This window comes from Rheinheimera aquimaris, from assembly GCF_020531985.1.
Lineage (GTDB): Bacteria > Pseudomonadota > Gammaproteobacteria > Enterobacterales > Alteromonadaceae > Alishewanella > Alishewanella aquimaris.
This window is the reverse complement of record NZ_JAJAVQ010000001.1, coordinates 988,327-1,014,853: the sequence shown is the minus strand read 5'-3', so window position 1 is coordinate 1,014,853 and position 26,527 is coordinate 988,327. Positions and strand designations below refer to the sequence as shown.

Here is a 26,527-nt window from a genome sequence, read left to right as displayed (position 1 = left end):
ACAAATTTGACTAATAATTAGTGAAATTCTTCGTGTCGCAAGATCGATGGCATAGCAACAAAACTACGCTATTATTCAGCTCAGTAGCAGGTAGTCACGGGGCCTTATGCTAAGAACTTTGCTGTTAGTCGGATCTTTGTTCTGCTGCAGTGCGACAGCACAGGAAGCCTTGCGTGTTGTCACTGAGTTGTCGCCGCCACACCAAACTTTAGTTGATGGCAAGGTAGCCGGATTAAGTACTGAGCTTGTGCAGGCAATATTAGCTGAAGCAGGTTACGGTGCTCAAATCGAGCTGTATCCCTGGGCGCGGGCTTTTCGTATCGCGCGTAACCAACCCAATGTACTGATATACAATATGGCCCGCACAACCGAGCGTGAAACTGAGTTTCAGTGGATAGGTACTGTCGCAGCATATCAGCTTGGTTTTGTTGGGCTGGCCCATCGAAGCGACATCAAGCTTAGCTCTGTTGAGGATGCCAAGCGGTATACTGTGGCGGTACAAAGGGATGATTTGTCGGCTGACTTTCTGATTGATAACGGCTTTGTCCCTGGCGTGCAGTTGGTATTGGTTGCTGATATTGCCGAGTCCTGGCAGTTACTGCTAAATGGTAAAGTCGACCTGGTGATAGACGATCCTGTAGCGTTAAATGGTATGTTGGCAGCACTTGGGCTGCGAAAGCGTGATGTAAATTTTATTTATGCAATTCCACAGCTTGAACAGCAGACATGGCTGGCTGCCAGTTTGACGACATCACAGAACGTAGTAAAGCAGCTACAGAATGCGCACAGTAAGGTTGCGCAAACCGTGCGCTATCAACAGGTCATGTCATCGTCTTATCAAGAACGCTGATAATGCAGAATAGAAAAGAAAACGCCCGTAGCAACGGGCGTTTTTGTATCAGATTTTCTTGTACTTAATCCGATGAGGCTGCAGCGCATCTGCACCGTAGGTGGCTTTTAGCCAGGCTTCATAGTCGGAGTAGTTACCTTCGAAGAAGTTAACCTTGCCTTCATCGCGATAATCCAGAATGTGAGTGGCGATACGGTCAAGGAACCAGCGGTCGTGCGAGATCACCATAGCGCAGCCCGGGAAATCCAGGATAGCGTTTTCCAGTGCCCGCAGTGTCTCAACGTCCAGATCGTTGGTCGGTTCATCGAGTAACAGCATGTTACCACCGGCTTTTAACAGCGCTGCTAAATGCACGCGGTTACGTTCACCACCGGACAGCTCGCCGATAAACTTCTGCTGATCATTGCCTTTAAAGTTAAAACGGCCAACATAAGCCCGGCTTGGGATCTGAAAACTACCAATTTGCAGCATGTCCTGGCCGTTAGAGATCTCCTGCCAGACGGTGTTTTTCGGGTTCATGCTGTCACGGAATTGATCGACACTGGCGATATGCACCGTTTCACCGACACTGATCTCGCCGGCATCGGCTTGTTCAGTACCACTAATCATTTTAAACAGCGTCGATTTACCGGCGCCGTTAGGGCCGATAATGCCCACTATCGCACCTTTGGGGATGCTGAAACTTAAATCATCAATCAGCACGCGATCGCCAAAGGTTTTACGCAAGTGATTAACTTCCAACACTTTATCACCCAGGCGTGGCCCTGGTGGAATAAACAGCTCGTTGGTTTCGTTGCGCTTTTGAAAATCCTGGCTTTGCAGCTCTTCAAAGCGCGCCATCCGTGCCTTGCTCTTGGCATGGCGGCCTTTAGGGTTAGTGCGTACCCACTCCAATTCTTGTTTAATAGAACGCTGGCGGGCATTTTCGGATTTTTCTTCCTGTGCCAGACGGGCTTCCTTCTGTTCCAGCCAACTCGAATAGTTACCTTCCCATGGAATACCTTCGCCGCGGTCCAGTTCTAAAATCCAGCCTGCAACGTTATCAAGGAAATAACGATCGTGGGTGATGGCCACCACTGTACCCGGGTAATCGTGCAGGAAGCGCTCTAACCATGCCACCGATTCAGCATCGAGGTGGTTAGTGGGTTCATCCAGCAATAGCATATCTGGCCGCTCTAACACCAGGCGGCAAATAGCTACCCGGCGACGCTCACCACCGGACAAATGTTCAATTTTGGCATCCCAGGGCGGTAATCGCAGAGAGTCAGCAGCGCGCTCCAGTGTGTTGTCCAGGTTGTGGCCATCTTTGGCCTGAATTAAGGCTTCAAGCTCGCCTTGCTCACGGGCTAAGGCGTCAAAATCAGCATTTTCATCTGCGTAAGCGGCGTACACTTCGTCTAACCGGGCAAAAGCCTGTTTTACGTCAGCGACCGCTTCTTCCACTACTTCTTTGACGGTTTTGTTCGGATCCAGCTCGGGTTCCTGTGGCAGGTAACCAATTTTTGTGCCGGCCAGAGCACGGGCTTCACCTTCAAATTCTTTATCCACACCAGCCATAATGCGCAGTAAAGTGGATTTACCTGAACCGTTTAAACCCAGAACACCAATTTTGGCTCCCGGAAAGAAAGACAGCGAAATGTCTTTTAAAATAGTGCGCTTAGGTGGAACCACCTTAGATACGCGATACATCGAGTATATATACTGAGCCATAAAATCACGCTTAATGTTGCCTTTGTAAGTGGAGGCAATTGTACGTTATTTTCCGCGGGCAGGGAAAGACTGAGCCGGCAGTGCAAAGATAAAACTCGCTTTTGCGCGCTGCTTTCTGGTCTAATAGCGAAAATAGCTTAGCGGGTGGAAATTATTATGAGTCAGTTTGCGCAAGATCCGAGTTTTCAGCGTTTTGTTGAAGAAGCCAAAACTCACGGCGTAGTGTATGTCCTTGCCGATGGTGAAGATTTATTAGTCGTAGAGTCTGTCGAGTTTGAAGACACCGATGTGATGCCTTTCTGGTCTGATGAAGCATCGGCTAAAGCGCATTGCTCTGATGAATGGGCAGTATATAAACCTGAAGCTATTCCGCTGGATGTTTTCTGTGAAGGCTGGTTAAAAGAGATGTATGACGATGGCGTCCTGATTGGAACCAACTGGGATGATAGTTTAAATGGCCCTGAAGTTGAACCACGGGAATTGCTTGAAGCCTTGTCGTTAGTGCAATAGCCCGCCGCTATCCGGCCCGCAGCCTGAGCTGTGGTGCCGGAACCAATCATAAAAATGGCAAAAAAATGACATTCCCCGTAAACTAGCGGCTTTGACGGTGCGTATAACGGTAATCGACGTCGGGTTGGAAGAAGTTATGTTATCAGAAGAAGCAAAGGTAGTTCGCAGTGCACTGGAAGCTCAGGGGCTTGAAACCCCTATGGTGGACAATGGCCTGTCGCGGGATCAGAAGTACGACAAAATTAACGCTCTGATGACTGAGGTGGTAAAAACTCTCGGGCTGGATCTTAGCGATGACAGTCTTAATGAGACCCCGCATCGTATTGCGAAAATGTATGTTGATGAAATTTTTGGCGGGTTGGATTACAGCAACTTTCCAAAAATGGCGCTGATCGAAAATAAAATGCAGGTCAGGGAAATGGTAAAAGTGAAAGATATCAGTTTCACCAGTACCTGTGAGCATCATTTTGTCACCATTGATGGCAGTGCAACTGTCGCCTATATTCCGGACCAGCGTATTATTGGCTTGTCTAAAATTAACCGTATTGTACGTTTCTTCGCACAGCGGCCTCAGGTTCAGGAGCGTTTAACCCAGCAGATCCTGGTTGCGCTGCAAACGTTACTGCAAACAAACAATGTTGCGGTGACGATGGAAGCGGTGCATTACTGTGTTAAATCCCGCGGTGTTATGGACGTTAACTCGAAAACCCAGACCACTGCACTGGGCGGTATCTTTAAAGAAGATGGTCGCACTCGGGCAGAGTTTTTGGCCCGGTTCTAAGCCAGCCCACCCCAAACCGGGAACTCTGTAGAGTTCGATCCGGCTTTGCAGTAACATCGGTATAAGGCAAAGCGTACGGACAACATCAGATGATCCCGGTCGAACTTATATTACTTGCACTCGCCCCATTGTTTCTTGGCTTTATTGCCTGGGAATGGTTCAGCTCTCGCAAATTGACACCCGCACGTTATCGTTGGCAAGACAGCGCTGCTAATGCTGTGCTGGCACTATTGCATCAGGGCAGTGACATGCTGGCACTTCTGCTGTTGATGCCGTTTTTTATCTGGCTGCATCAGTATCGTCTGTTCGAAATAGAACTCAGCGCCGGCAACATTGCCATCGCATTTTTATTGCAGGACTTTTTGTATTACTGGTTTCACCGGGCATCGCATCATGTCCGCTGGTTGTGGGCCTCGCATGTTACACATCACAGCTCGCGCCTGATGAATTTCAGCACAGCGCTACGGCAAAGCCTGACTTATCCGTTGTCCGGTATGTGGTTGTTCTGGACGCCGATGATCTTGTTTGGTTTTGCACCCACGCTGGTATTTGCAGTAGTGGCGCTGAATCTGGCATTTCAGTTTTTCGTTCACACTCAGGCAGTTAAAAAGCTTGGTATGCTGGAGTGGGTATTCAATACGCCGTCTCACCACAGAGTACACCACGCCTGTAACGCCCGTTACATCGATAAAAACTTTGCGGGTGTGTTGATTATCTGGGACCGGCTGTTTGGCACCTTTGTGCCTGAACAGGACGATGATCCCTGCCGCTATGGTATCACTGACGATTTCAATTCCGACAATCCATTGCTTATCACCTTTTATGAGTGGCGGCGTATGTTAAGCGATGGCAGGCAGAGTAAATCGGGCAAACAGCTGCTGACAGTGATGTTCGGTGCCCCAAAACGCCAATCAGTAACAGGGAAAGAGGGCAGAGGCTACGACTCAGTGGAAACATAACTGTACTGTTTTATTGACTTATTGCGCTAAAGCGGCGAAGTGAACTGTTATGCACTAAGCTTGGAGCAAACCAGTAACGCCTTAAGGTGTAATATGAAAACTTACATACCAGTGGTCGTTGTTGTAGTGCTCATGCTAGCCGGCTGTAAACCAGCCCATCAAAATGAAACCCAACCTGTAGTGCAAAGCCAGTCAGCCGTTGCGGCGCCTGCTGCCGTTGAACAGAATGACTGTGAGTTGACGCTTGGCATGGACGCCTGGGAGCCATATCAGTACATGACGGTTGGTAATACTGTTGCTGGCCTGGATGTTGAGATAGTGCAGGCCGTGATGGATAACATGGATTGCAGCCTGAATGTAATTCAGGGCAGTTGGCTGGAGCTGCTGACGTTGCTCAAACAAGGTGAGGTCGATTTTGTGTTAGGCGCGTCTAAAACAGATGACCGCGAAACCTTTGCTTATTTTTCTGAACCTTACCGCCAGGAAAGATTTCAGCTGTATGTACGTAAAGACCAGGCTAACCTGCCTTATACTGATTTAGCCGCATTTCTGGCCGATGGTCATAAGGTTGGCGTGGTCAATGAGTATTACTATGGAGATGAAGTTGCAGCTTTATATGCCGATGAGGCTCAGCGTAGCAAATTTGTCGGCGCTATTATCAGTGAGTTAAATATGGCCCGTTTGCTGGATGAGGAAATTGACGGCTTGCTGGAAGACAGCTTTGTCGGTGCGTCAATTCTGCGCCGTAAGGGATTGGACAAATATATACAGCCTCACAGTATTAGCCTTGGTAATTCAGATGTTTACGTTATGTTTAGTAAGGAGTCGGTTTCACCAACGCAGGTAGAGCAATTCAACTCCGGCCTGGCACAACTGCGTGATAATGGCAGTTATAGCCGTATCGTGGAAAAGTACAGCCATTAACCCGGCGCAAACTGCTGTGCCAGTAAGCTTGCGGTGAATGTAGCTTTGAGATAAAAACCACGGGGCAAGGTTTTTATCGGCTCGCCGTGAGCGCCTACTGCATCTGTCAGTGCGCGGCTGTTGGCTGCCTTGGGTCTGAGCTGCAGGTGTTTACCCTGGGCGCCACGGATATTAGCAACGCCGCCCAATGTAATTTGCTCCATCAATTCTTCCCAGTCCTGCTGCAGTTCCTGCTGCTGCTGCACATTGGGTTGCCATAAAAATGCCGTACCAACCATTCGCTCGGATAATGGGATCTGCCGTTCTGCCAGGATCGGTATCCACAGTACATGCTGTAGTTTTCGGCACACCCAGGAGTCATGCCAGTGTAAGCCGCCGACATTTGTCAGAGGCGCGACACAAACATAAGTGCTCTCGAGTGGTTTTCCATCGCGATCAATAGGTAACGTCTTCAGCTCTACACCAAGGTGAGGAAAATCAGGCTCAGCTTTCGAGCCTGCGCTGGCACCCAGCGATTGTTCCAATAACTGGCCGACCCAGCCTTTGTCTTTTTGCAGGTTGGCAGGTACCTGCAGCTGCAGCTGGGCAGCAATCTGGCCCAGCGTTAAGCCTGCTAATGCCTGGCTACGGGCTTGGAGTTCAGCTAATGACGCCGGAGATGAGTGCATGGTTGTAATAATCAGCAAATATAGGAATACGTTAACATTTTTCTGCTGCTTTGGCTGCTTAAAAACGCAGCAAACTAACTTGCACACAGCCAGCACGGCAGATTATTACCTTACTATCTTGTGTAAGTTGTTGATATTAAACATATCTGGCAGGGCTCGTTATAAGGTGATATTCCTCTGTTCTTAGTTATTCAGTGGTTAAAAGTAGTTTTTGCACAGCGTTATCAACATGAGCTGTGAAGAAGTGCACATGGAGGTGCGGTTAGTAAGCATTATTGTGGATAAGTGTGTAAAAGGTGTGGTGAAAATACCGTTTGCCCAAGCCCCGACTTTATGAAAGAATCTTTTGCATATTGTTTAAGATCCGCCAGAGGTTTGTGTGATCGATGCCGAAGGGTTTCGGGCCAATGTCGGCATAGTGATTTGTAACCACCAGGGACAGGTGTTTTGGGCAAAACGGTATGGTCAGCATTCCTGGCAATATCCACAGGGTGGTATTGACGACGGCGAAACGCCGGAGCAAGCCATGTTTCGTGAATTAAACGAAGAGGTAGGGTTAAGTGCTAATGATGTGGAAATTATTGCCACCACTAAGCACTGGCTACGCTACAAACTTCCTAAGCGTTTAATTCGTAAGGACAGTAACCCGGTGTGTATTGGCCAGAAGCAGAAGTGGTTTTTACTTCGGCTGACCTGTGCTGACGAGGATGTAAACTTACTTAAAACCACACATCCGGAATTTGATAGCTGGCGTTGGGTCAGCTACTGGTATCCGGTTAGACAAGTGGTCGCGTTTAAACGCGAAGTTTACCGAAAAGTCATGAAAGAGTTTGCCCCGGTCGCTTTGCCGTTTATCCGCCGCGAAGGTAAGAAAAAGAGTTAGCAACACAAGTTAAGCAATTAGCTAGACTGAAAAAGAGGCTCTTATGTTAGGCCAGTTAAGGCGAATTGTTCAGGATGTAGCACAAGAGCCGGTGCTTCAAAACGCATTAGCTGGCTTAGTCTCGAGTGTAAAACAGGCGCTGACAACAGAGTGCTGCTCAGTGTACCTTGCCGACTACGACCAACAACATTTTATGTTGATGGCGACAGACGGCCTTAACCCCGAAGCTATTGGTAATATTGCTATTGGCTTCTCTGAAGGCCTGATTGGCTGGGTAGGGCAACGTGAAGAGCCTATTAATTTAGCCAAAGCCCATCTTCATCCCCGTTTTAAAGTGACACCTGAAGTCAGCGAAGATCGTTTTTCTGCTTTCCTGGGCTGCCCCATCATCCATCATCGTAAAGTGTTAGGCGTACTGACCATTCAACAAGCTGCTGAGCGTGTGTTTAGCGAGGACGAGGAATCGTTTCTGGTGACCCTTGCTGCGCAGCTGGCGTCGGTATTGGCCAATGCTGAGATGCGTCAGGCCGTTGGCCAGAGTAGCCCAAGCCAAAGCCAGTCGAGTCAGATGAAAGGGCTGCCCGGCGCACCGGGCATTGCCATAGGTGAGGCATTTGTGCTGGAGCCGGCAAACGACTTCAATGCTATTTCGCTTAAAAGGGCTGATGATCCAGACAAAGAGCTGGCGCATTTTTACCGCGCAGTAAAAATAACCAAAGCAGAGTTTAACCGCTTGGCTGAGCGTATGAGTGGCCATATGCCGCCAGATGCTCTGGCCATTTTTGATGTGTACCATCAGCTACTGGATGCGGCGAGCCTTGGCCGGGAAATTGAACAGCAGATTGCAGAAGGCTGGTGTGCCAAGAGCGCTCTGAAGCGGGTGGTGGAAAAGTTTGCCCGTCAGTTCGACGATATGGATGATGCCTATTTACGTGAAAGAGGCACTGACATCCGCGATCTGGGACAGCGGGTGCTAAATAACCTGTTAGATACCGAGCAACGCAAAATAAAACTGCCACAAAAAGTGGTGCTGGTGGCTGACAATGTCACGGCGACCATGCTGGCCGAGGTGCCACGCGAACAGCTGGTAGCCATAGTTTCGTTAAAAGGTTCTGTTAATTCGCATGCGGCTATTATGGCGCGTGCTCTGGGTATTCCGGCAGTGATGGGGGTAAGCGAGCTGCCATTGCTGCAATGGCAGGGCCAACGCTTGATAGTCGATGGCTATCAGGGGCAGATACTGTTATCCCCAATCGAGGCTATCTGTCATGAATATCAAAGACTTATTACAGAAGATGCTGCGTTAAATGCGCGCTACCAGGCAGAAATAGCCCTGGAATCCTGCTCATCCTGTGGAGCGCCGTTTAGCCTGATGGTTAACTCTGGTCTGGCAATAGAGCTTGAGACCACAGACCCGAAATATACCGGCGGTGTCGGTTTATACCGTACTGAATTTCCTTTTATTATGCGCAGCCGCTTTCCGACAGAGCAGGAGCAGATCGAGCTGTACCGCAAAGTGTTGGAAAGCTACCCTGATAAACCGGTAATTATGCGCACCCTGGACGTTGGCGGCGATAAAGCTTTGCCGTACTTTAGTCTGGCCGAAGAAAACCCGTTTCTGGGCTGGCGCGGTATTCGCTTAACGCTGGATCATCCGGAGATATTTCTGGTGCAAATCCGCGCTATGTTAAAAGCCAATCTGGCACTGGACAATCTGCATATATTGTTACCAATGATTTCCGATCTGGCTGAAGTGGATGAGTCCGTCAGGCTGATAAAGCAAGCCAGTTTTGAGGTGAGTGATGAGCTGGCTATTGAACTGCCCAAGCCCAAAATTGGTGTCATGATTGAAGTACCGTCCATTATGTATCAGTTGCCAGAGCTTGCACGCAAAGTTGATTTCTGTTCGGTGGGAACTAACGATTTAACTCAGTATCTATTGGCCGTCGACCGTAATAACCCCAGGGTGGCCAGTTTGTATGATGCAATGCATCCGGCAGTGCTTCGGGCTTTGTATCAATTGTCGCAGCAGGCACAGGGGCTGCAATTCCCGGTTAGCGTTTGCGGTGAACTTGCCGGTGAGCCCGGCGGCGTATTACTGCTGGCGGCAATGGGTTATAACAGTTTTAGTATGAACAGCAGTAACCTGGCAAAAATTAAATGGTTATTACGCCGGGTTGAGATGTCTGAGTTGGCGCTGTTACTACCGGAAATTCTGGCCTGTCAATCAGCTAAACATGTCAGGTTACAGATCCAGCGCTTTTTAGAGCAAAAGCAGCTGTTAAGTCAGTTACGGGCTTAAGCGCGTGCCGTTATATTTCCCTCATTGTTATACTACAGCGCCCTGCATAACGAAGAGAGAGTCGTGTTAGCTATTATTGCTATTACATTGGTGCTTGGGGCGGTAGTGGGGTTTCTCGCGGGTTTACTGGGTATTGGCGGTGGTTTAATCGTCGTGCCGGTACTGCTTATGTTATTGCCAGGCTTTGATATCGTCGCGCCGGAGCAAGCAATAGTGGTTGCTATCGCTACATCGCTGGCATCTATTATTTTCACCGCAACCTCTTCAGTTCTGGCGCATCACCGCTGGGGTAATGTGCCCTGGGCAACCGCGACAGCTATTATGGTTGGCGCTGCGGCAGGGGCCTGGCTGGTGGCTTATCTTGCACACTATATCAGCCCCGGTGTACTGCAAATGCTGTTTGGTATAGCGGTGCTGATACTGGCGCTGCGTATGCTGGGGTCACGTTCTGCCATCGGCAAGAAACAACTGCCCGGCGCCTCTTATCTGGCGATTATTTCTGCCGGGCTCGGCGGAGTTGCCAGCTTACTGGGCATTGGTGGCGGAGCCCTGTTCGTACCTATGCTGAATTACTACTCGGTTGATATGCGTCGTGCTATCGGCTGTGCCGCTGCCAGCGGTATTGCGATAGCGGCATTTGGCTCGCTTGGTTATGTCATAGCGGGCTGGCAACATTATCAGTTGGCGCAGGGATTTATTGGGTATATATATCTGCCGGCCCTGTTGGGGATTGTTTGTACCTCGGCGTTTACAGCGCCTTTAGGGGCTAAACTGACCCAGCGGCTGCCGGTGCTGACAATTAAACGGGTGTTTGGCATATTGTTGCTGCTTATCGCCGCTAAGATGATTCTGAGTTAAGGGAAGTTATGTCTGCAAGTTATATTACGTTTCCGCAAATAGACCCGGTTATTTTTTCGCTTGGGCCGGTCAGCTTGCGTTGGTACGGTCTTATGTATCTGGTTGCTTTTGCCCTGGCCTGGTGGCTGGCAAACCGCGCTGCGAAAAAACCAGGTTCAGGCTGGACTGAGCAGCAAGTGAGTGACTTACTGTTTATTGGCTTTTTAGGCGTTATTCTGGGCGGGCGTATAGGCTATGTGTTGTTTTATCAGTTTGAGCTGTTTATCAGCGATCCGGTGTATTTGTTTAAGATCTGGACCGGCGGCATGTCATTCCACGGTGGTTTATTAGGGGTACTCAGTGCCATGGCTTGGTTTGCCTGGCGCAATAACAAACGTTATCTCGAACTGGGTGACTTTGTTGCACCGCTTATTCCACTGGGGTTGGCTGCAGGCCGGCTTGGTAACTTTATTAACGCTGAGCTGTGGGGTCGGCCGACAGATGTGCCCTGGGCCGTGCTTTTTCCAGGCGCGGGGCCTTTGCCGCGGCACCCGTCCCAATTATATGAGTTTGCACTTGAGGGCATAGTGCTGTTTAGCATTATTATGCTGGTACGCCGTTTTAACCCGCCTACCGGTACGCTGGGAGGTGTCTTTCTGGCAGGTTATGGCTGTGCACGCTTTTTTGTCGAATTCTACCGCGAACCGGATGCCCATTTAGGCGTACTGTCTGCCGGTATGTCGATGGGGCAATGGTTGTCTTTGCCAATGATTATTGCCGGTACCGGGCTGATTATTTATGCCTTTGCCAGGCACCCACAAGCAGAAAAACAGGTTTCTAAAGCATGAAGCAGTATCTTGATTTAATGCGCCACGTGCTAGAGCATGGCCACAAAAAAACAGACCGTACAGGTACAGGCACGATCAGTGTATTTGGTTATCAGATGCGGTTTAACTTATCGGAAGGCTTTCCGCTGATAACCACCAAAAAATGCCATCTGCGCTCGATTATTCATGAATTGCTGTGGTTTCTAAAAGGTGAAACCAATATTGGGTACTTAAAAGATAATGGTGTGTCTATCTGGGATGAATGGGCGACAGAGTCTGGCGAATTAGGGCCGGTTTATGGTGCGCAGTGGCGCAGCTGGCAGGCAGCTGATGGCCGCGTCATAGACCAGATAAGCCAGCTGATTTCAGATATTAAACGTACGCCGGACTCGCGTCGTTTAATTGTCAGCGCCTGGAACCCGGCATTATTACCGGACACCTCGGTTTCACCCAAGGAAAACGCGGCGCAGGGCAAGCAGGCTTTGCCGCCTTGCCATACGTTGTTTCAGTTTTATGTTAATGACGGCAAGTTATCCTGTCAGTTGTATCAGCGCAGTGCAGATATTTTCCTGGGCGTACCCTTTAACATTGCCAGTTATGCGCTATTAACCTTGATGGTCGCGCAGGTATGTAAGCTCGAACCGGGCGATTTTGTGCATACTTTTGGTGATGCGCATTTATATCTGAACCATCTGGAACAGGTGAATACACAGCTGGCTCGTGAGCCTTTTCCTATGCCGCAAATGCAGCTAAACCCGGCTGTTGATAATATTTTCGATTTTACTTTTGATGACTTTACACTGTTAAATTATCAGTCTCACCCGCACATAAAAGCGCCGGTAGCGATATAGCGTCAAAAGCTTGCCGATGCTTCTGGCCTGTAAATTGCTTAGCGTTTTCAGTACAGAAGCTGAGGTTGCTTATGAAAATATTAATTTGGGTAGTAGTATTGCTGACTGCCAGCGGCTGCAGCGTAAAGCCTGCAGCCCCAGTCACGACAACCGCGGAGCTAAGTGAGTTTCCGCTGCATGTTTATACTCAGCAGCTGGCCGACAATCTGTTTGCGCAGCTGCCTAATGCTGGTAGCGTAATGCAGCCCGCGGCGCAAATAGCGGTTGCCAGTTTTGTTCCGGTCAATAGTTTGTCGTTAAGCGCTGTCGATGAAGCAGAAAAACAACTGGCTAATCAGCTTAGTGAGAGCATGTTAACGCATGCCCGCCAGCATGGTTTTACAGTCTTCGATTACCGCTTAAGGCAGCAGCTTTTATTGCTCGATGATCATGCTCAGGCGCTGTCGCGTCAGCTCGAAGATATCAGCGCAGCAAGCGATGCTGATACGTTACTGGCCGGCACTTATACACCCATGGAAGACGGCTACATGCTGAATGCCCGTCTTATCAGTGTTGCTAATCAGAAAGTACTGGCGGCAGCCAGCGGCTATATACCGGCAAACGTGTTGTGGGGGCAGCGGCAGGTCGTCCAGCAAGGCGATATGCTATACCGGCGCTCAATGTCAGGAGAGACAAAATGAAATATGCATTAATGCTGCTGGGCAGCACCATACTGTTAGCGTCCTGCGCGTCACAGCAGAACCGTCAGGTTGTCAGTGCAAAACCGCAAGCCGACCGTCTTGCCACATCCGCTTATCAATTACCGAGTCAGCAGGTGAATGCTGATAAACAGCCGATGATGACAATTAATGAATACTCAAGGGCTTTAGTACACGAGCTAATGTCCAATCACAGAGCAGCGGAAGAGACAGGCATGGTTGGTGTGACTGACTTTACCTATGTCGACAGCGGCTTGGATCAGGGCTCAGTGCTGAGTAATCATTTGAGCGAAGCGATAATGTACGACTTACTCAAGTTTGGCGTCGCTGTGCTGGACTATAAAGTGACGGATTATATTCGTGTGACACCTTCAGGCGATTTTGCCTTAAGCCGCGACTTCAACGAGCTAAGTGCTGAGTTGCCGATCCGCTTCGTTGTTACAGGCACAATGACAGCACATAAAAGCGGTGTATTGCTTAATGCCAGACTGATCCGCATAGACACCAAGCAGGTCATATCTGCCGCGCGCACTTTTGTGCCTGAGTCTGTGGTTAGTGCTGTTATCAGTAATACCGGTAACGACAAATTACAGTTAAAACAAGGATAAGCCGTTAAAGAAAACCTCGGTCGTTGCCGATACTGTACACAGTGCAGATGCAGACAGAGGTTTAAATGAAAGTAGGGATATGCTTAGCGGCAGTCGTAGTATTATCGGGCTGCCAGTTGCTGCCTGAGTATCAAAACAGTTGCATACCTTGTATGCCGTCTCCCGTTGCAGACAGCAATGAAGATTCTGCAATGTTGCCTGCAACGGGTGGCAATTACTTGCCGTCTGCCACCGATTATCCACCCCGGCCGACAAAACCTTTATCTGATTACGCTGCCGATCTGGCCTTTCAGCTGCTGCAATCTATGCAGTACATGCTGCCAGAGCAACCTGTTGCCATTTCAACCTTTGTAGAATTTGATCAGCAACTTAGCAATACCACTGCGGTAGGTAACCAGCTGGCTGAGCATATGTATTATCAGATGCAACGCTTGGGTATCCCTGTTGCCGACATCAAATTGTCCCGCCAGATCCGTGTTACGCCAGCGGGTGATCTGGTGTTCAGCCGTGGTAGCTATCTTGATACAAAACAGCAGGTAAATTATGTGCTGGCCGGCACCATATTACGCGATAGTGCCGGTCTTGTTGTCAACGCAAGGGTGATGCACATGCGCACTAAAGCGGTTATTGGCAGTGCTCAGTTGCATATCCCGGATTTTGTGTTAACGATGACCAATCCGGTTTACGCAGAGTGGAGCACGGAGTATTGATTTGAGGCTTTGCAGCAGTAAGAATCCCCCCGCGAAAAACATACAGCCTAAATGTATTATTTACCGTAGCATAAACGAGGCGACTGCCTCGTTACTGTAACCTTCAAAAAGCAATGTTAATAAGTTTTTGATTATATTTGTTTTATCTGATGTGTGTGTTTGTCTGCTGTTTGATTGGGCAACTGGCATGTATCTCGCTTTTGTAGATGACAATAATCCACCGGGTACGCCATGGGCGTGGTTTACCTTTCAAAACGGAGGCGTCAGATATGATTGCAGATGCTGAACTAGTCTCGGAGTTTAACGCTTTTTTATGCCAGGACGGCTACCCCTGTGTTGGGGCTAAAGTTGCCCGCAACAAACAGCAAATTGAGCTACACCAATTTACAGACATCAGTAGTGCCCGCGAAGACGCGATATTACTTGACGATTTGTATGCATTTATTCAGCGCTACAACCAGCAGCGTCGCATTTTTTTTAGTTTTGTCTGTGTTTTTACTGATTGTAATGTTCGCAGTGATATTGGTTTTGAACAGGCGTTGTGGGTCCGCCTGCAGGCACTTCATCAGCGGGATTGTAGAAAGTATAACTGGGATAGCCGTGTTAGCAGCAACCCGCAAAATGAGAACTTTAGTTTTAGTCTAGGCGGTGAAGCTTTTTTCATTATTGGTTTAAACCCCCACAGCAATCGTCGCTCGCGGCAGTTTCGCTACCCGTCAATCGTGTTTAATTTACATAGCCAGTTTCAGGCCCTTAAAAACGAACACAAGTTCCAGAGTATGAGAAATCAGATCCGTAAAAATGATGCTAAGTTTTGTGGCGGGCGTAATTCAAACCTGGCTGATCATGGTGAGCAATCAGAAGCCTGTCAATACAGTGGCCGTGCAGTAGGTGATAAGTGGCAATGCCCATTTAAGTTAAGGAGAAGGCATGATTAACGTGATACCACCACGTAGTGGTGTAGCTTTTACCATAAAGGCGGGGCAGCTGTTAAAGGTGATAGATCCGCAAGGCAAGCAGGTTGCCGACTTGTACTGTTTTAATCAGCATGATTTTAGCGAGTATCTCTCGTCTGGTCGTTCACTGGATTATAACGAGTCGGTAGAATTTGGCTGCGGCAGTAAATTGTATTCAAACTACAGCAATATAATGTTTAACATGATTGAAGATAAAGTTCAGAGCCATGACTTTCTGCTTACTCCCTGTAGTAAAGATACATTCAGACATTTTTACCCAGATGAAGAAGCCGTACCAGGTTGTTATGGTAATTTAGCCAGTGCTTTTTCAGAGTACGGAATTCCTGAACATTTGATCGGAACAACTTTCAATACATTTATGCATGTTGAGCTTGATGCGAAAGGCAGAATAAAAGTATTACCACCGCGTAGTAAGGCTGGCGATTATACTGTGTTTGAAGCAAAAATGGATATGATAGTCGGTTTAACAGCCTGTTCTGCCGGGCAGTCAAACAATTTTGCCTATAAGCCGATTAACTATGAAGTGTTAGATAAAAAGCGGTAACTTACTGGCTGCCCCAGCAGGAATCGAACATCCAGATATACCAAGGGTTAGCGCCATATTTTAAAAAGCTGTGGTGCAACCTGTGGTGCAAAAACGTTAAGTTATGTTTTATGCGCTGCGCGACTTCAGTCGCGCATGCCTAATATAGTGATAAAGCAGTCGAATGGTCAATCGATAACGCGAATCAGTCGGACAGATTTTTTCGTTTTTTGCAGCAGAATTTAGGGTGCTATTTTGGCGAAAATAGACGCTAAATTTCGCAGACATATTTTCTGGTGGGGCCCTACGCACCTAAAACCACCGTTTTCATGTGCGCTGATAAAAATTGCCAATAAATTGGCGCGAAAGCGTACTAAATATTAGCTAACTCTCAGCTCGATACCATACTACTGAAACATCATGACGTCTCTAATGAACCAGTGCTTAAAAGCGCTGGTGTCATTGCCATGTAATTCTGCAAGCTCGGCATAGCGCACGGCTGTTTTAAGTAAGTCGCCGTAGCGCCATAATTTGCCGTAAGCCACCACATTCAGGCTGGGCTGCTCCCCTAAAATCTTAATAGCCTGCATAACCTTGTACAGGTAACGCAATTCATTGGTTTGCTGTTCAGTCACGTTTAGCGTTGTGTCTTGGCTCATGGCGATGGCTTCTTATTGCATTGCCTGAGCTTAGGTTGTCGACCGTATTTGAAGAGTATTAATCGCGCAAGCAGAATTATAGTTATATTTTTTGGCGACATGTTTTATTGAAAATGCATGGGACCTTATTTCATTTAAATTCGTTGCGTTTCAGAGCGCTCAACAAATTTGACCAAATCCAATGGGCTTTCTCCAATCTGCTGGACATTTATTAAATTCGTTAAGCTTAGAGGGAGTCCAGAATGTACGTGGTAGTGCTGAAATCTCAATATGAACTGCTATTTACAGCGTCTTGGACATAGTTTATATCAACGGATGGTAGCGACCATAATTGCGGACGCTACCTGATAAATGCAGTACGGTTTGAAATTAACGAATAATTGTCAACTATTGGCAACTGCCACAGCACATTTGGCGGTCATCGTCTTTTGCTATTGCTTTTGGCTGCACAAACAATATTTCATTCTCCAACAGTATGTGCTGCATTAAGTCTTCTTTTAACTCCTTTAATCCAAGGTACAACGCTGTCCATGTATTGCAGGCATCTGCTGGTAGCGTGATATTGTTGGTAAGCTTGTCTAGTACTTCAAGCGCATCGCCATGTTGCAGGTGCTCTTCTTCCATCACGCTGATTGGCCCTGATGGATAAATGCCGCCGGCTAACATCGGAAACAGGATCTGCTCCTCTTTCATCATATGGCTTTCTAATTCCTGGTACATGTCATCAAGATGATCAGTAAGCCCTGTTGGACATTGCGGGTCGCCGGCGTGAACATGTTCTACTCTACGTGCCAGGCGAATTAACTCGGGTAACTGGCGTCGATGACGTTCATGGAAGCGCTCCAGTATATAGGCAATCAGCTCTTTGACCGGTTTGGCACGCCAATCGGTAAAACTATTATCCTGCTGTTGCAGATGCTGAAGCTCGCTAAGCACTGCGGCTGGGTCAAGCTGCTTTTTGGCCAAAGCGTCGGCAAGGCTTTGTTTACCACCGCAGCAGAAATCCAGTTTATATTGATGGAATATTGCCGTGGCGCCGGCAATACTGGTTGCCAATTGTCCAAGCGATTGCTCTAGTAAAGGTAAGACGGCTACCGAATTCATAAAACACTCCTGACTTAATAGTTTCTGTTAGCACACCCGTGATGTGCTTAATCACTTAATCTCCAGCAACAAAGAGCAAGAGCCAGGCCAAAACTACCACCTTTGATTTATATAGCTTTATTTTGCTGTATGGTACATTTCACCCGGCCAGCGAAGGGTAAAAAGCACCTAGGGGTAAAAAGTACCATGCTACAAGAAAGCTTAATTGCCGATTTAGTTACCGAACTGCCTGCAGCTGTGCGATTGCAGCGTTTGGTCAGTACGCTACGCAGCCATTTCAGCTGCGGTGCGGTTGGTTTACTGCGACTCGAGCACGATGTATTAAAGCCGGTAGCATTACATGGGCTTGTTCGTGATGCACAGGGGCGACGTTTTGTTGTAGCGCAGCACCCTAGGCTTGCGGCAATTTTGGCTAGCAGAAACCCGGTTCGCTTTGAGCCTGAATCTGAATTACCTGATCCCTACGATGGCTTGCTTGCCGAGCAACCCGGAACCGCTCTGCCGGTGCATGATTGTATGGGTATAGCTCTGTATGTCGAGGGACGATGCTGGGGAGTGCTAACGCTGGATGCACTGGAAGCTGGAAGTTTTTCACCTGCAGCAGTGTATGAACTGCAACGTTACAGTTTGCTGGTTGAAGCGGCAGTGCGCATGACAGAGTTAGAGCAAGCAAACCGCGCGCTAAGGTTGAACCACCAGACCGATGAGCAATCATTTGAGCCTCGGGTGAAGCAAGGGTATGAATTAATCGGGCAAAGTCCTGCAATTACGCGAATCTTGCAAGAGCTTAGTGTAGTGGCCACCTCTGATTTGCCGGTTTTGCTGCTTGGAGAAACGGGTGTTGGGAAAGAGCTTTTTGCACGGCATTTGCATCGTAATTCAAATCGGGCGAAACAAGCCATGATATATATCAATTGTGCAGCGCTGCCGGAAAGCCTGGCGGAAAGTGAGTTGTTTGGGCATTGCAAAGGGGCTTTCTCAGGAGCTCATTCTGAACGGGCAGGACGATTTGAGGCAGCGGATAACGGCACTTTATTTCTCGATGAAGTCGGTGAATTGCCTCAGGCTGTGCAGGCAAAGCTGCTACGGGTGCTGCAAAACGGTGAAATACAGCGGCTTGGCTCAGATAAAACACGACAGGTAAACGTACGCTTGGTTGCTGCGACAAACCGAGATTTAAAGCAGCAGGTTAAAGACGGCGAATTTAGAGCCGATTTGTATCACCGGTTGTCTGTTTACCCTTTACCTATTCCACCACTGCGTGAGCGGCCAGAAGATATACCCTTGTTAGCGGGGCATTTTCTTGAATTGAACCGCAGCCGCCTGGGGCTCAGAGCGCTGCGGTTGTCTATGGATGCAGAGCTGGCATTGATGAGCTATAGCTGGCCGGGTAATGTCCGGGAGTTAGAGCATGTAATAAGCCGGGCAGCCATTAAAGCACTTAGCCAGGGAGCCAGTCGTGCCGATATTGTTACGCTCGAAGCTATACTGTTGGATATTGATTCGGTACCGGCAACGCTGCTACACAACGAGCAGAACGATACCTCTGCGTTCAATGGTATTGCGCTTAAACCTGCAGTAAACCAATTACAGCGGCAGATGATACAGCAAGCGCTGGCGCAACATGATGGCAGTTGGTCGCTGGCAGCCCGCCAGTTGGAGGTTGATCCGAGCAACTTACACAAGCTAGCCCAGCGACTGGGATTAAAATAGTGTCAAATTGTGCAGCGTTAAAGAACAACTCGCTGCGATAAAGGATAAAAGATATGACTGCAGCTGAAAAAGCACAAATGCTCAGTACCGCACAGGCTTTGCGCTATAGCCGCCAACTAATGTTACCGGCGATGGATTTTCGAGGGCAGGAGGCGCTGCTTGCAAGCAAGGTGCTGGTGATTGGTATGGGCGGGCTCGGTTGCGCGGCAGCACCTTACCTTGTGGCCAGTGGCGTTGGCACTATTACCCTGGTAGATGATGATACCGTCGATAGTAGTAATTTACAGCGGCAAATACTGTATCGCGAAGCCGATATTGGCCAAAGTAAATCAGCGCAGGCTGCAGCAAGCTTACGTCAGCTAAATTCTGAGATTGCAATAAATACCTTGCAGCAGCGTTTAACTGTAGACGAATTAACGAAGTTGGTGCCACAGTATTCACTAGTGCTTGATTGTACAGATAACCTAAGCACCCGCAATGCCATAAACGTTGCCTGTGTTAACGCTAAAGTGCCGCTTGTGTCGGGTGCCGCTATTCGCCTTGAAGGGCAGGTGGCCAGCTTCAGTATGCAGGGCGATGAGGCGTGTTATCACTGTTTAAGCCAGTTATTCGGTGAACAGCAGCTTAGCTGTATGGAAGCAGGTATTTTGAGCCCTGTAGTAGGTATCGTTGGCACAATGCAGGCATTAGAAGCAGTAAAGATTCTCGCAGGCGTGGGAACGCCTCTATATGGCAAGTTACAGCTGTTCGACGCGTTAAGCGGGCAGTGGCAGCAGTTTAGACTGGGCAAGGATCCAAAGTGCACTGTATGCGGCCAGGCTGGGTATGACCAATTGGAATGCCGCTAATCCGTGCGTGATTTTGCTGCCTGCGGCAGTATATCGCTATGCACCATATGCAGAAGTTGATAGGCATCACCTAATCCGCAGTTTTCGTGGTCACGTTTCTTATAACCCAGAGACGTTAACTCTATATGCCAGGTAGGTACTACATCTACTGTGGCAAGGGTTTGCTTTACACAGTTAAGCGGGCAGCCATCTACTGCAATGATAGGGCGACCAGATTGCGCTATTTTGACCAATTGTTTTACTTTACCGCCAACGCCGGCAATACAGGACATTTGTGCTGATCCTTCGCGGTCGAGCACTACCGCCAAATCGTTTGCTAACTGCGCGACATTAGAGCAACCTGAACAGGCATATACCAATGGTTTATCTGCGTAATCATCATCCATACTAAGACCCCGTTATGTGGTGAACATGGTCTTAGTGTAGGTGCCGTGCCGGTTGCATTATTGATGTATATCAAAGCCGCTGTACGGTTACCTATTCAGAGGTAACAGCGGTGTTAACCCGGTCGGCCATCGGCCCGTGGAGTGGTTAACACCGGAAAATACACCAACACATACAGCAGGTAAGCCAGTATCCAACCACCAACGCCAAGCCATAACCACTGCATGGTGTGTGATGGAAACAGCCAGATCAGTGCAGTGCGGCTAACTGCAGCTGCCAATACCAACAAGAATGCCAAAGACATTACGGCATGAGGTTTGAGCATTCGCCCGCTATGTCCCAGGGAAACTCTTGCCATCATGCTTAAAATCATATTACCCATAGCACCGGCAGTTAACGCATGCAGCGCTATGCTGTTACTGATATTAAAACCGGCATAACGGGCGCTGTATAATGCAAGACCCAGCGGTATGCACCAGTACGCTAAATGCAGTGACCACAGTAGCGGCACTTTAAAGGTGATCCAGATTTTCCAGCGCAGACAACGCCAGGAGGTTAATATTGCACTAACCGCAAACAGGGCACTGAGTGTTGCAGTCGGTAAATACCGGTTTAACGCAAAAAAGTGAACAACAAAAATCAGCCACAGTGAAGCAAGAGCCAGGCGATCCAGCCACAGGATGGGTTCGACCTTTTTGGTTTGGGTGCCGTTGGCAGTAAACATTGGCAGTACTCTGCCGCCGACTATCGCCATCAGCAAGGTGATAAGCCAGACCGCATTCTGGCTGCCTAACTGCACGAAATCGTAGCGTTCTGTATAAACGCCAATGTACATCAACGCGTTACATGTAGTAAGTAATAACAATACCGGCACAAAGAACAAATTACGTTGTTGCCCAACCTGTATTAGAGGTCGGGCCAGTAAATACGCGCATACGGGGAGAAAACTGAGATCGACGCTGGCGACCAGGTACAGTGGTAAGTCCTGGCCGAACAACAGCAGCAGTCGCGCACTCAGCCACAGTAGACTGATAAAAAGCAGGCTGTTTCCATGTGGTGCCCTAAGCCCGGTCCAGTTTTGTACTGCCGTGAGCAAAAAGCCGATAACGATAGCACTGACAAAACCAAATAACATTTCATGGCTGTGCCAAAAAAGCACATTGGCGAAGGGCGTGAGTTTTATCTGGCCTGCCAGCGCCAGTCCCCACAGTAACATGGCGACAGTGCTGAATATGGCACCAAATAAGAACATAGGACGAAAAGCCTGGCGTAAAAGTGGTAGCAGCTTTTGTTCTGTTGCCAGATCGGTAATTTGCATTATTTATCCTCGCAGTTTAAAGCGTCTCTATCATCAAGCAAGAAGTTGTCTGAACGTGCTGCAGCGAGCTTTTGCTGGTACTGCGCAGCCTGATTGGCAAAAAACATCGTAATCATACACATCGCCAAAACACCGTATAAAATCATAAAACAACCGGTAACTATGCCCAGTACATCCTGAGCGACTCCGAACAATATTGGTAGTGTACAGCCACCGAGCGCTCCTATAGCGGCGACAAAACCGCCGACACTGCCCATATGATTTGGGTAGTAGTCGTGGATTACCTTGTATACACTTGCACGGCCAAAACCTTGTGCTACACCGATAATGAAAATGAGCAAGGTAAACCACCAGACATTGATACTGATTTCAAGGTGCACATCTTTTTCCAAACCGTGGATCACTAATGTCGTTGGGGGATAGCTTAGAAAAAACAAACACACTATACACACCCAAAACACACTCCAATTGACCGCTCGGCCACCATAACGGTCAGCAAACCAACCTCCCAGTGCCCGAACCATAGAAGACGTAGCCGCAAAAAACAGCGTAAACGCCATAGCCTGCTGCTCGTTCATACTGTAAGCCTGCATGTAGTATTGCGGTAACCACAGTAACAGAGCTAAAAAGCTACCAAAGACAAAATAGTAATACAGTGAAAAGCGCCAGATACGGGCATCTTTGTATAGCTGTTTCAGCTTTTTTTTATTGATCCACGACTCTTGCAATATAGGTTCAGCAGGCGCCAATAATGCGAAAAGCAGACTGATCACCAGCATACCTGCGCCATATATCGGGCCAACCCATTGCCAGCCCGCGTATTCAATCGCAAACGGCACCAAAACAAAGGTAATGGCGACCCCCGCGTTGCCTATGCCAAACAATCCAAGAGCGCGCCCCTGACGGCTCGAGGCAAACCACTGGCTTACATAACGCACACCCAAACTAAACGAAACTCCGCTGATACCAAACCAAAAGCCAAGCAACAAATAGCTGCTAAAGCTGTCGGCAAATGGTAGCAGCAAGAGTGCTGGGATCACCGCCAGCATCTGCAATAGCCATAGCTTTCTGGCGCTGAAACTGTCTGCCAGCATACCCATGGGGAGCCTGAATATGGCGCCGGTAAGAATTGGTGCTGCGAGCAAAATACCGTATTCAGTAGCACTTAATGCCAGTTGTTGGCGTAATGTTATCCCCATTACGGCATAGAGTGTCCAGACAGAAAAACAAGCAGAGAACGCCAGCGTTGCCAGTAGTAATGCCCGGTTTGCCCCGTTATAGGTGGCTTGCGTCAGTGAGGTTGGGACTGTCATCAATACCCCATTTAACAGAATTCTTTTTCAATTAGCAGTGTAGCGCTAATGCAAGCGTAAAAATGCGACAACGAAGGTGTACCTCAAAAGCGTTAAAACACCGAAGAATCGAATTGCTATTACACCGAAGTAGGTATGACGCTCTGAAGTGTTGGGCATTTGGGGCAATATTGCGACTACCTACTATTAGGTATCACGTTGTTTTTATTGCTTAAAAATAGATTTTTGCATTGTCTTACATCAATGATTTTGCCTATTGGTCTGTTTACACTTGCAGCAATTTAATGTTGATCCTTTGGAGGATGTTATGGCTGGCCCTGCTTTAGCACAACACGGTGGCAGTAGGTTAAACCTGCTAAATTTGGCTGATCAAAAGATAAAAATGCTGCATCTGACCTGGTTTGCATTTTTTCTGACCTTTGTAATGTGGTTTGCGCACGCACCGCTGCTAATTCATATAAAACAGGCATTGGCACTGAGCGACACCCAGATCAAAGCACTGCTTATTTTAAACGTCGCTATCACGATACCGGCACGCATAGTGGTTGGCATGCTGGTTGACCGCTATGGTCCGCGCATCATGTACTCTTTGTTACTGTTTATCTCTGCACTGTTGTGTATCGGCTTTGCTTTCGCTGATACCTACTCAGCACTGGCACTGTTCCGTTTTCTACTGGGCTTTGTCGGCGCCGGCTTTGTGGTTGGCATTCGACTGGTGGGAGAATGGTTTCCACATCATCAGGTTGGCACTGCGGAGGGCATTTACGGTGGCTGGGGTAATTTTGGCTCGGCAGCCGCAGCGATGACTTTGCCAGCTTTGGCATTAGCATTTGGTGGTGAAGATGGCTGGCGCTACGCCATAGCTTCAGTGGGTGTAATCAGCGCCGTGTATGCCTTGGTATTTTATAAATTTGCCCGCAATACGCCCAAGGGCTCTGTGTACTTTAAACCTAAAAAAACCGGCGCCATGTTGGTAACCAGTTGGGGAGCGTTGTACGGCTTAATCGCGATGAATATCCCTATGTATCTGGCATTGGCAATGCTGGCCTGGCGCTTGTCACCGGCGGGTGTGAACTTATATTCGGTAGATATGATGTATGCACTGTGGGCAGGCTTGATAGTTCTTTTTGTCGTGCAAACACAGCAAACCTGGCGGATTAACGTTGAGCATCTGCGTGCAGGGGTACCAGAGACAGATAAATACAGCTTTAAGCAGGTGGGCATATTAAATATCGCCTACTTCGCCACCTTTGGTTCTGAACTGGCTGTGGTATCTATGTTGCCATTGTACTTTTTGGAAACGTTCCAGGGTTTAAGCGCAGTACAAGCGGGGTTGCTGGCATCAGGTTTTGCCTTTATGAATCTGGTATCAAGGCCTATGGGTGGTTGGTTCTCTGATAAATTTGGCCGGCGCAAAAGCATGCTTATCTTAATTGGTGGTTTGGCTGCAGGTTACTTTTTAATGGGCATGATGGACAGCCACTGGTGGATCCCGCTTGCCGTGTTGGCCACCATGGCATGTAGTTTCTTTGTTCAGGCCGGTGAAGGTGCTGTATTTGCCATAGTGCCGTTGATTAAACGCAGTATGACAGGGCAAATTGCCGGTATGGCGGGAGCCTATGGTAATGTTGGCGCTGTAGTGTACTTGACGGTGCTAAGTTATGTCAGTTACAGCATGTTCTTCTACGTAATTTCTGCTTCAGCATTAATAGGCCTTGTTGCAGTAATGTTTCTGCAAGACCCGAAAGGCCATATTGTTGAGGTCGGTGAAGACGGTACAGTGCATCGCATTAATGTCGGTTAGTGATGCAGGCAATACGTAAGGATATACAGGTGAGTGCAGCACAATTGCAGCTTCAGTACGGTGGTGTGACTGATGCCGGCATTAAACTGGCGAATGAAGATGCTATCGCAATGGAAGTGCCGGGCGATGCTCACCTGTTAACTTTTAAAGGTGCTTGTTTTGCTCTGGCCGATGGTGTTAGCACTGCAGAAGCAGGACAGCAGGCCAGTGTTACGGCTGTACAACGGTTTTGTAAAGAGTACTATCAAACGCCGGATAGCTGGTCTGTCTCTTATAGTGCGCAGCAGTTGTTAGCAACCATAAACAACGAGTTGTATGCATTGAGTCACCAGTTTACCTATGAGCAAAAAGGCTATCTGACTACTTTTACTGCTCTGGTGTTAAAGTCGCAAACCGCGTACTTTTTTCATGTCGGTGATAGTCGTTTATATCACTGGCGTGCAGGTGTTCTTAGTCAGTTGAGTGTCGATCATACAACTACTTTATCCGGACAGCGTCAGTTTTTGGCCCGGGCGCTGGGCATGGACGCGAAAATCGAACTGCAAACAGGCAGCGTGAAGATAGAAGCTGGCGACAGATTTTTGCTCTGTTCAGATGGTATTTCCGATTTTATCAGGCCTGACATACTACAAGCTGTGGTTACTAAGGCCTCAGATTTGGCAGCTACCGCTCAGCAACTGAAAACACAGGCTTTAGCCAACGGCGCTGACGACAATGTCAGCCTCATTCTGGTAGAGGTCAGTGCGGTGGCAACGCAAAGTCTGGAAGATTTGAGCGAGCATCTGAATCGTTTACCTTTTCCACCGGCATTATCGGTAGGTATGAAATTAGATGGCTATAAAGTCATCAAAGAGTTGTTTGCCAGCAGCCGCAGCCATTTATATCTGGTTGAAGACGAAGAAAGCCTAATTCAGTTTGTGCTTAAGTGTCCTTCGTTAAATTATGAGGACGATACGGCCTATATTGATCGATTTGTCCGTGAAGAATGGATTGGGCTTCGAATTTCATCAGAATATGTTGTCAGCGTGATCCGACAAACAAGGCCGCGCAGCTTCTTGTACTATTTAATGGAATATTTACCGGGGCAAAGTTTGGAAAGCTGGTTTGAACAACAACCTAAGCCATTAAAACCAGCGGTAGCGATACAGTTAGTAAAACAGATTGCCGGGGGGCTTACCGCCTTTCACCGCATGGGCGCGATACATCAGGATTTAAAGCCAGGCAACATCATGTATCTGTCAGATGGCAGATTAAAAATTGTTGATTTTGGTTCGGTATTTATTGCCGGACTGGCTGAAATATACAGCCCTTTGCAACATGAGGCTGCGTTGGGAACCGCAGCTTATTCAGATCCGCATTACTTGCTAGGACACAATTCTGGCGTACAGGGCGATATTTATGCACTGGCCACTATAGCTTATGAACTCTTCAGCGGCGGTCATTTACCTTATGGCAACGCAGTCGAAGAGTGCCGCACAGCTTCGGACTACGATAAACTGCGATATCACAATGCAAGTCAGTTTAATGCTGTGATCCCTACCTGGTTTGATCGGGCACTGCAAAAAGGTGTCAGCCTGGATTTATCGCAACGCTATCATAGTATCAGCCAATTACTGACTGACTTACAGCAACCCAATCCGGCATTTTTGCACGAAGAAGTCAAGCAGGAGCACAAAACCAACCCGTTGCTGTTCTGGCAATTGTTATCCAGCTTTTGGTTTATTACCTTGTTGCTGGTGGTATGGCTGTTTTTGCTTCGGCGCTAA

General features: G+C 48.2%; 26 protein-coding genes. 19 read left to right on the top strand and 7 right to left on the bottom strand.

Going from position 1 to position 26,527, the window contains the following annotated elements:
- The first annotated feature begins 106 nt into the window (after positions 1-106).
- A complete protein-coding gene (locus tag LHL18_RS04660) occupies positions 107-850 on the top strand; it encodes a substrate-binding periplasmic protein (protein WP_226765964.1) in 744 nt (247 codons plus the stop codon).
- Between the two features lie 48 nt (positions 851-898).
- Here the strand turns inward: LHL18_RS04660 and ettA are convergent, their stop codons facing one another.
- Positions 899-2,560: an energy-dependent translational throttle protein EttA gene (gene ettA / locus LHL18_RS04655; RefSeq protein ID WP_134059467.1), complete on the bottom strand. Its 1,662-nt coding sequence runs from the start codon at positions 2,558-2,560 to the stop codon at positions 899-901.
- A gap of 156 nt (positions 2,561-2,716) precedes the next feature.
- Here ettA and LHL18_RS04650 point away from each other — a divergent pair, with 156 nt between their 5' ends.
- The 4 genes from LHL18_RS04650 to LHL18_RS04635 all read left to right on the top strand — a co-directional run bounded on the left by LHL18_RS04650 (position 2,717) and on the right by LHL18_RS04635 (position 5,734).
- Positions 2,717-3,070, top strand: coding sequence for a DUF2750 domain-containing protein (locus LHL18_RS04650; protein ID WP_134059465.1), 354 nt, complete (start codon positions 2,717-2,719; stop codon positions 3,068-3,070).
- Positions 3,071-3,167: 97 nt separating this feature from the next.
- Positions 3,168-3,851, top strand: a complete 684-nt coding sequence (folE, locus tag LHL18_RS04645) for a GTP cyclohydrolase I FolE (RefSeq protein ID WP_226765963.1) — start codon at positions 3,168-3,170, stop codon at positions 3,849-3,851.
- 89 nt (positions 3,852-3,940) lie between these two features.
- Positions 3,941-4,810 carry a sterol desaturase family protein gene (locus LHL18_RS04640; RefSeq protein WP_226765962.1) on the top strand — a complete coding sequence of 290 codons (870 nt, stop codon included), beginning with the start codon at positions 3,941-3,943 and terminating at the stop codon, positions 4,808-4,810.
- A gap of 93 nt (positions 4,811-4,903) precedes the next feature.
- A complete protein-coding gene (locus LHL18_RS04635) occupies positions 4,904-5,734 on the top strand; it encodes a substrate-binding periplasmic protein (RefSeq protein WP_134059461.1) in 831 nt (276 codons plus the stop codon).
- Here the strand turns inward: LHL18_RS04635 and mutH are convergent.
- The gene (mutH, locus tag LHL18_RS04630; protein ID WP_226765961.1) at positions 5,731-6,402 is read right to left on the bottom strand and encodes a DNA mismatch repair endonuclease MutH; all 672 of its coding nucleotides are present in this window, start codon (positions 6,400-6,402) and stop codon (positions 5,731-5,733) included. The genes LHL18_RS04635 and mutH overlap by 4 nt on opposite strands.
- A 379-nt stretch (positions 6,403-6,781) precedes the next feature.
- Between mutH and rppH the strand changes: the two genes are divergently transcribed.
- The 10 genes from rppH to LHL18_RS04580 all read left to right on the top strand — a co-directional run bounded on the left by rppH (position 6,782) and on the right by LHL18_RS04580 (position 15,639).
- Entirely contained in the window at positions 6,782-7,285 is a 504-nt protein-coding gene (gene rppH, locus LHL18_RS04625; protein WP_134059457.1) for an RNA pyrophosphohydrolase, read from the top strand.
- A 43-nt stretch (positions 7,286-7,328) separates the two neighbouring features.
- A complete protein-coding gene (gene ptsP, locus LHL18_RS04620; RefSeq protein WP_134059455.1) occupies positions 7,329-9,587 on the top strand; it encodes a phosphoenolpyruvate--protein phosphotransferase in 2,259 nt (752 codons plus the stop codon).
- Between the two features lie 63 nt (positions 9,588-9,650).
- Positions 9,651-10,445: a sulfite exporter TauE/SafE family protein gene (locus tag LHL18_RS04615; RefSeq protein WP_226765960.1), complete on the top strand. Its 795-nt coding sequence runs from the start codon at positions 9,651-9,653 to the stop codon at positions 10,443-10,445.
- Between the two features lie 8 nt (positions 10,446-10,453).
- A complete protein-coding gene (gene lgt / locus LHL18_RS04610) occupies positions 10,454-11,272 on the top strand; it encodes a prolipoprotein diacylglyceryl transferase (RefSeq protein ID WP_226765959.1) in 819 nt (272 codons plus the stop codon).
- Positions 11,269-12,102, top strand: a complete 834-nt coding sequence (locus tag LHL18_RS04605) for a thymidylate synthase (RefSeq protein WP_226765958.1) — start codon at positions 11,269-11,271, stop codon at positions 12,100-12,102. The genes lgt and LHL18_RS04605 overlap by 4 nt, the downstream gene beginning before the upstream one ends.
- 71 nt (positions 12,103-12,173) lie before the next feature.
- The gene (locus tag LHL18_RS04600; RefSeq protein ID WP_226765957.1) at positions 12,174-12,782 is read left to right on the top strand and encodes a FlgO family outer membrane protein; all 609 of its coding nucleotides are present in this window, start codon (positions 12,174-12,176) and stop codon (positions 12,780-12,782) included.
- Positions 12,779-13,408 carry a FlgO family outer membrane protein gene (locus tag LHL18_RS04595; RefSeq protein WP_226765956.1) on the top strand — a complete coding sequence of 210 codons (630 nt, stop codon included), beginning with the start codon at positions 12,779-12,781 and terminating at the stop codon, positions 13,406-13,408. Before LHL18_RS04600 ends, LHL18_RS04595 begins: the two co-directional genes overlap by 4 nt.
- A gap of 65 nt (positions 13,409-13,473) precedes the next feature.
- Complete coding sequence (locus LHL18_RS04590; RefSeq protein ID WP_226765955.1) at positions 13,474-14,118, top strand: FlgO family outer membrane protein; 645 nt, start codon at positions 13,474-13,476, stop codon at positions 14,116-14,118.
- 269 nt (positions 14,119-14,387) lie between these two features.
- On the top strand, positions 14,388-15,056 hold the full coding sequence (gene gntA / locus LHL18_RS04585; RefSeq protein ID WP_226765954.1) for a guanitoxin biosynthesis heme-dependent pre-guanitoxin N-hydroxylase GntA: 669 nt from the start codon (positions 14,388-14,390) through the stop codon (positions 15,054-15,056).
- Positions 15,049-15,639, top strand: a complete 591-nt coding sequence (locus tag LHL18_RS04580; RefSeq protein ID WP_226765953.1) for a DUF1989 domain-containing protein — start codon at positions 15,049-15,051, stop codon at positions 15,637-15,639. The genes gntA and LHL18_RS04580 overlap by 8 nt, the downstream gene beginning before the upstream one ends.
- A gap of 386 nt (positions 15,640-16,025) precedes the next feature.
- Here LHL18_RS04580 and LHL18_RS04575 read toward each other — a convergent pair whose 3' ends face one another.
- The gene (locus LHL18_RS04575) at positions 16,026-16,277 is read right to left on the bottom strand and encodes a hypothetical protein (protein ID WP_226765952.1); all 252 of its coding nucleotides are present in this window, start codon (positions 16,275-16,277) and stop codon (positions 16,026-16,028) included.
- A 387-nt stretch (positions 16,278-16,664) separates the two neighbouring features.
- Positions 16,665-17,381 (bottom strand): iron-sulfur cluster repair protein YtfE, encoded by a 717-nt coding sequence (gene ytfE, locus LHL18_RS04570; protein WP_226765951.1) that lies wholly within the window; start codon positions 17,379-17,381, stop codon positions 16,665-16,667.
- Between the two features lie 186 nt (positions 17,382-17,567).
- Between ytfE and norR the strand changes: the two genes are divergently transcribed.
- Both norR and moeB read left to right on the top strand, forming a co-directional pair.
- A complete protein-coding gene (norR, locus tag LHL18_RS04565; RefSeq protein WP_226765950.1) occupies positions 17,568-19,094 on the top strand; it encodes a nitric oxide reductase transcriptional regulator NorR in 1,527 nt (508 codons plus the stop codon).
- Positions 19,095-19,147: 53 nt separating this feature from the next.
- Positions 19,148-19,942: a molybdopterin-synthase adenylyltransferase MoeB gene (gene moeB / locus LHL18_RS04560; protein WP_226765949.1), complete on the top strand. Its 795-nt coding sequence runs from the start codon at positions 19,148-19,150 to the stop codon at positions 19,940-19,942.
- Here the strand turns inward: moeB and LHL18_RS04555 are convergent.
- The 3 genes from LHL18_RS04555 to LHL18_RS04545 form a co-directional block, all read right to left on the bottom strand.
- Complete coding sequence (locus LHL18_RS04555) at positions 19,939-20,328, bottom strand: putative zinc-binding protein (protein WP_226765948.1); 390 nt, start codon at positions 20,326-20,328, stop codon at positions 19,939-19,941. The two genes, moeB and LHL18_RS04555, sit on opposite strands and share 4 nt — an antisense overlap.
- Positions 20,329-20,441: 113 nt before the next feature.
- Entirely contained in the window at positions 20,442-21,644 is a 1,203-nt protein-coding gene (locus LHL18_RS04550; RefSeq protein WP_226765947.1) for an NnrS family protein, read from the bottom strand.
- Entirely contained in the window at positions 21,644-22,957 is a 1,314-nt protein-coding gene (locus LHL18_RS04545; protein ID WP_226765946.1) for an MFS transporter, read from the bottom strand. The genes LHL18_RS04550 and LHL18_RS04545 overlap by 1 nt, the downstream gene beginning before the upstream one ends.
- 307 nt (positions 22,958-23,264) lie before the next feature.
- Here LHL18_RS04545 and LHL18_RS04540 point away from each other — a divergent pair, with 307 nt between their 5' ends.
- Positions 23,265-24,761, top strand: coding sequence for a NarK family nitrate/nitrite MFS transporter (locus LHL18_RS04540; RefSeq protein WP_226765945.1), 1,497 nt, complete (start codon positions 23,265-23,267; stop codon positions 24,759-24,761).
- A gap of 29 nt (positions 24,762-24,790) precedes the next feature.
- A complete protein-coding gene (locus LHL18_RS04535) occupies positions 24,791-26,527 on the top strand; it encodes a protein kinase domain-containing protein (RefSeq protein ID WP_226765944.1) in 1,737 nt (578 codons plus the stop codon).

Excerpts from the sequence above, each read along its gene's own strand:
- LHL18_RS04635 (WP_134059461.1), top strand. The coding sequence starts at position 4,904 with ATGAAAACTTACATACCAGTGGTCGTTGTTGTAGTGCTCATGCTAGCC.
- LHL18_RS04540 (WP_226765945.1), top strand. The coding sequence starts at position 23,265 with ATGGCTGGCCCTGCTTTAGCACAACACGGTGGCAGTAGGTTAAACCTG.
- LHL18_RS04660 (WP_226765964.1), top strand. The coding sequence starts at position 107 with ATGCTAAGAACTTTGCTGTTAGTCGGATCTTTGTTCTGCTGCAGTGCG.
- LHL18_RS04555 (WP_226765948.1), bottom strand. The coding sequence starts at position 20,328 with ATGGATGATGATTACGCAGATAAACCATTGGTATATGCCTGTTCAGGT.
- LHL18_RS04650 (WP_134059465.1), top strand. The coding sequence starts at position 2,717 with ATGAGTCAGTTTGCGCAAGATCCGAGTTTTCAGCGTTTTGTTGAAGAA.
- LHL18_RS04550 (WP_226765947.1), bottom strand. The coding sequence starts at position 21,644 with ATGCAAATTACCGATCTGGCAACAGAACAAAAGCTGCTACCACTTTTA.
- LHL18_RS04545 (WP_226765946.1), bottom strand. The coding sequence starts at position 22,957 with ATGACAGTCCCAACCTCACTGACGCAAGCCACCTATAACGGGGCAAAC.
- norR (WP_226765950.1), top strand. The coding sequence starts at position 17,568 with ATGCTACAAGAAAGCTTAATTGCCGATTTAGTTACCGAACTGCCTGCA.
- LHL18_RS04590 (WP_226765955.1), top strand. The coding sequence starts at position 13,474 with ATGAAAGTAGGGATATGCTTAGCGGCAGTCGTAGTATTATCGGGCTGC.
- LHL18_RS04595 (WP_226765956.1), top strand. The coding sequence starts at position 12,779 with ATGAAATATGCATTAATGCTGCTGGGCAGCACCATACTGTTAGCGTCC.
- ytfE (WP_226765951.1), bottom strand. The coding sequence starts at position 17,381 with ATGAATTCGGTAGCCGTCTTACCTTTACTAGAGCAATCGCTTGGACAA.
- LHL18_RS04605 (WP_226765958.1), top strand. The coding sequence starts at position 11,269 with ATGAAGCAGTATCTTGATTTAATGCGCCACGTGCTAGAGCATGGCCAC.
- lgt (WP_226765959.1), top strand. The coding sequence starts at position 10,454 with ATGTCTGCAAGTTATATTACGTTTCCGCAAATAGACCCGGTTATTTTT.
- ettA (WP_134059467.1), bottom strand. The coding sequence starts at position 2,560 with ATGGCTCAGTATATATACTCGATGTATCGCGTATCTAAGGTGGTTCCA.
- LHL18_RS04600 (WP_226765957.1), top strand. The coding sequence starts at position 12,174 with ATGAAAATATTAATTTGGGTAGTAGTATTGCTGACTGCCAGCGGCTGC.
- mutH (WP_226765961.1), bottom strand. The coding sequence starts at position 6,402 with ATGCACTCATCTCCGGCGTCATTAGCTGAACTCCAAGCCCGTAGCCAG.
- LHL18_RS04580 (WP_226765953.1), top strand. The coding sequence starts at position 15,049 with ATGATTAACGTGATACCACCACGTAGTGGTGTAGCTTTTACCATAAAG.
- ptsP (WP_134059455.1), top strand. The coding sequence starts at position 7,329 with ATGTTAGGCCAGTTAAGGCGAATTGTTCAGGATGTAGCACAAGAGCCG.
- moeB (WP_226765949.1), top strand. The coding sequence starts at position 19,148 with ATGACTGCAGCTGAAAAAGCACAAATGCTCAGTACCGCACAGGCTTTG.
- LHL18_RS04575 (WP_226765952.1), bottom strand. The coding sequence starts at position 16,277 with ATGAGCCAAGACACAACGCTAAACGTGACTGAACAGCAAACCAATGAA.
- LHL18_RS04640 (WP_226765962.1), top strand. The coding sequence starts at position 3,941 with ATGATCCCGGTCGAACTTATATTACTTGCACTCGCCCCATTGTTTCTT.
- gntA (WP_226765954.1), top strand. The coding sequence starts at position 14,388 with ATGATTGCAGATGCTGAACTAGTCTCGGAGTTTAACGCTTTTTTATGC.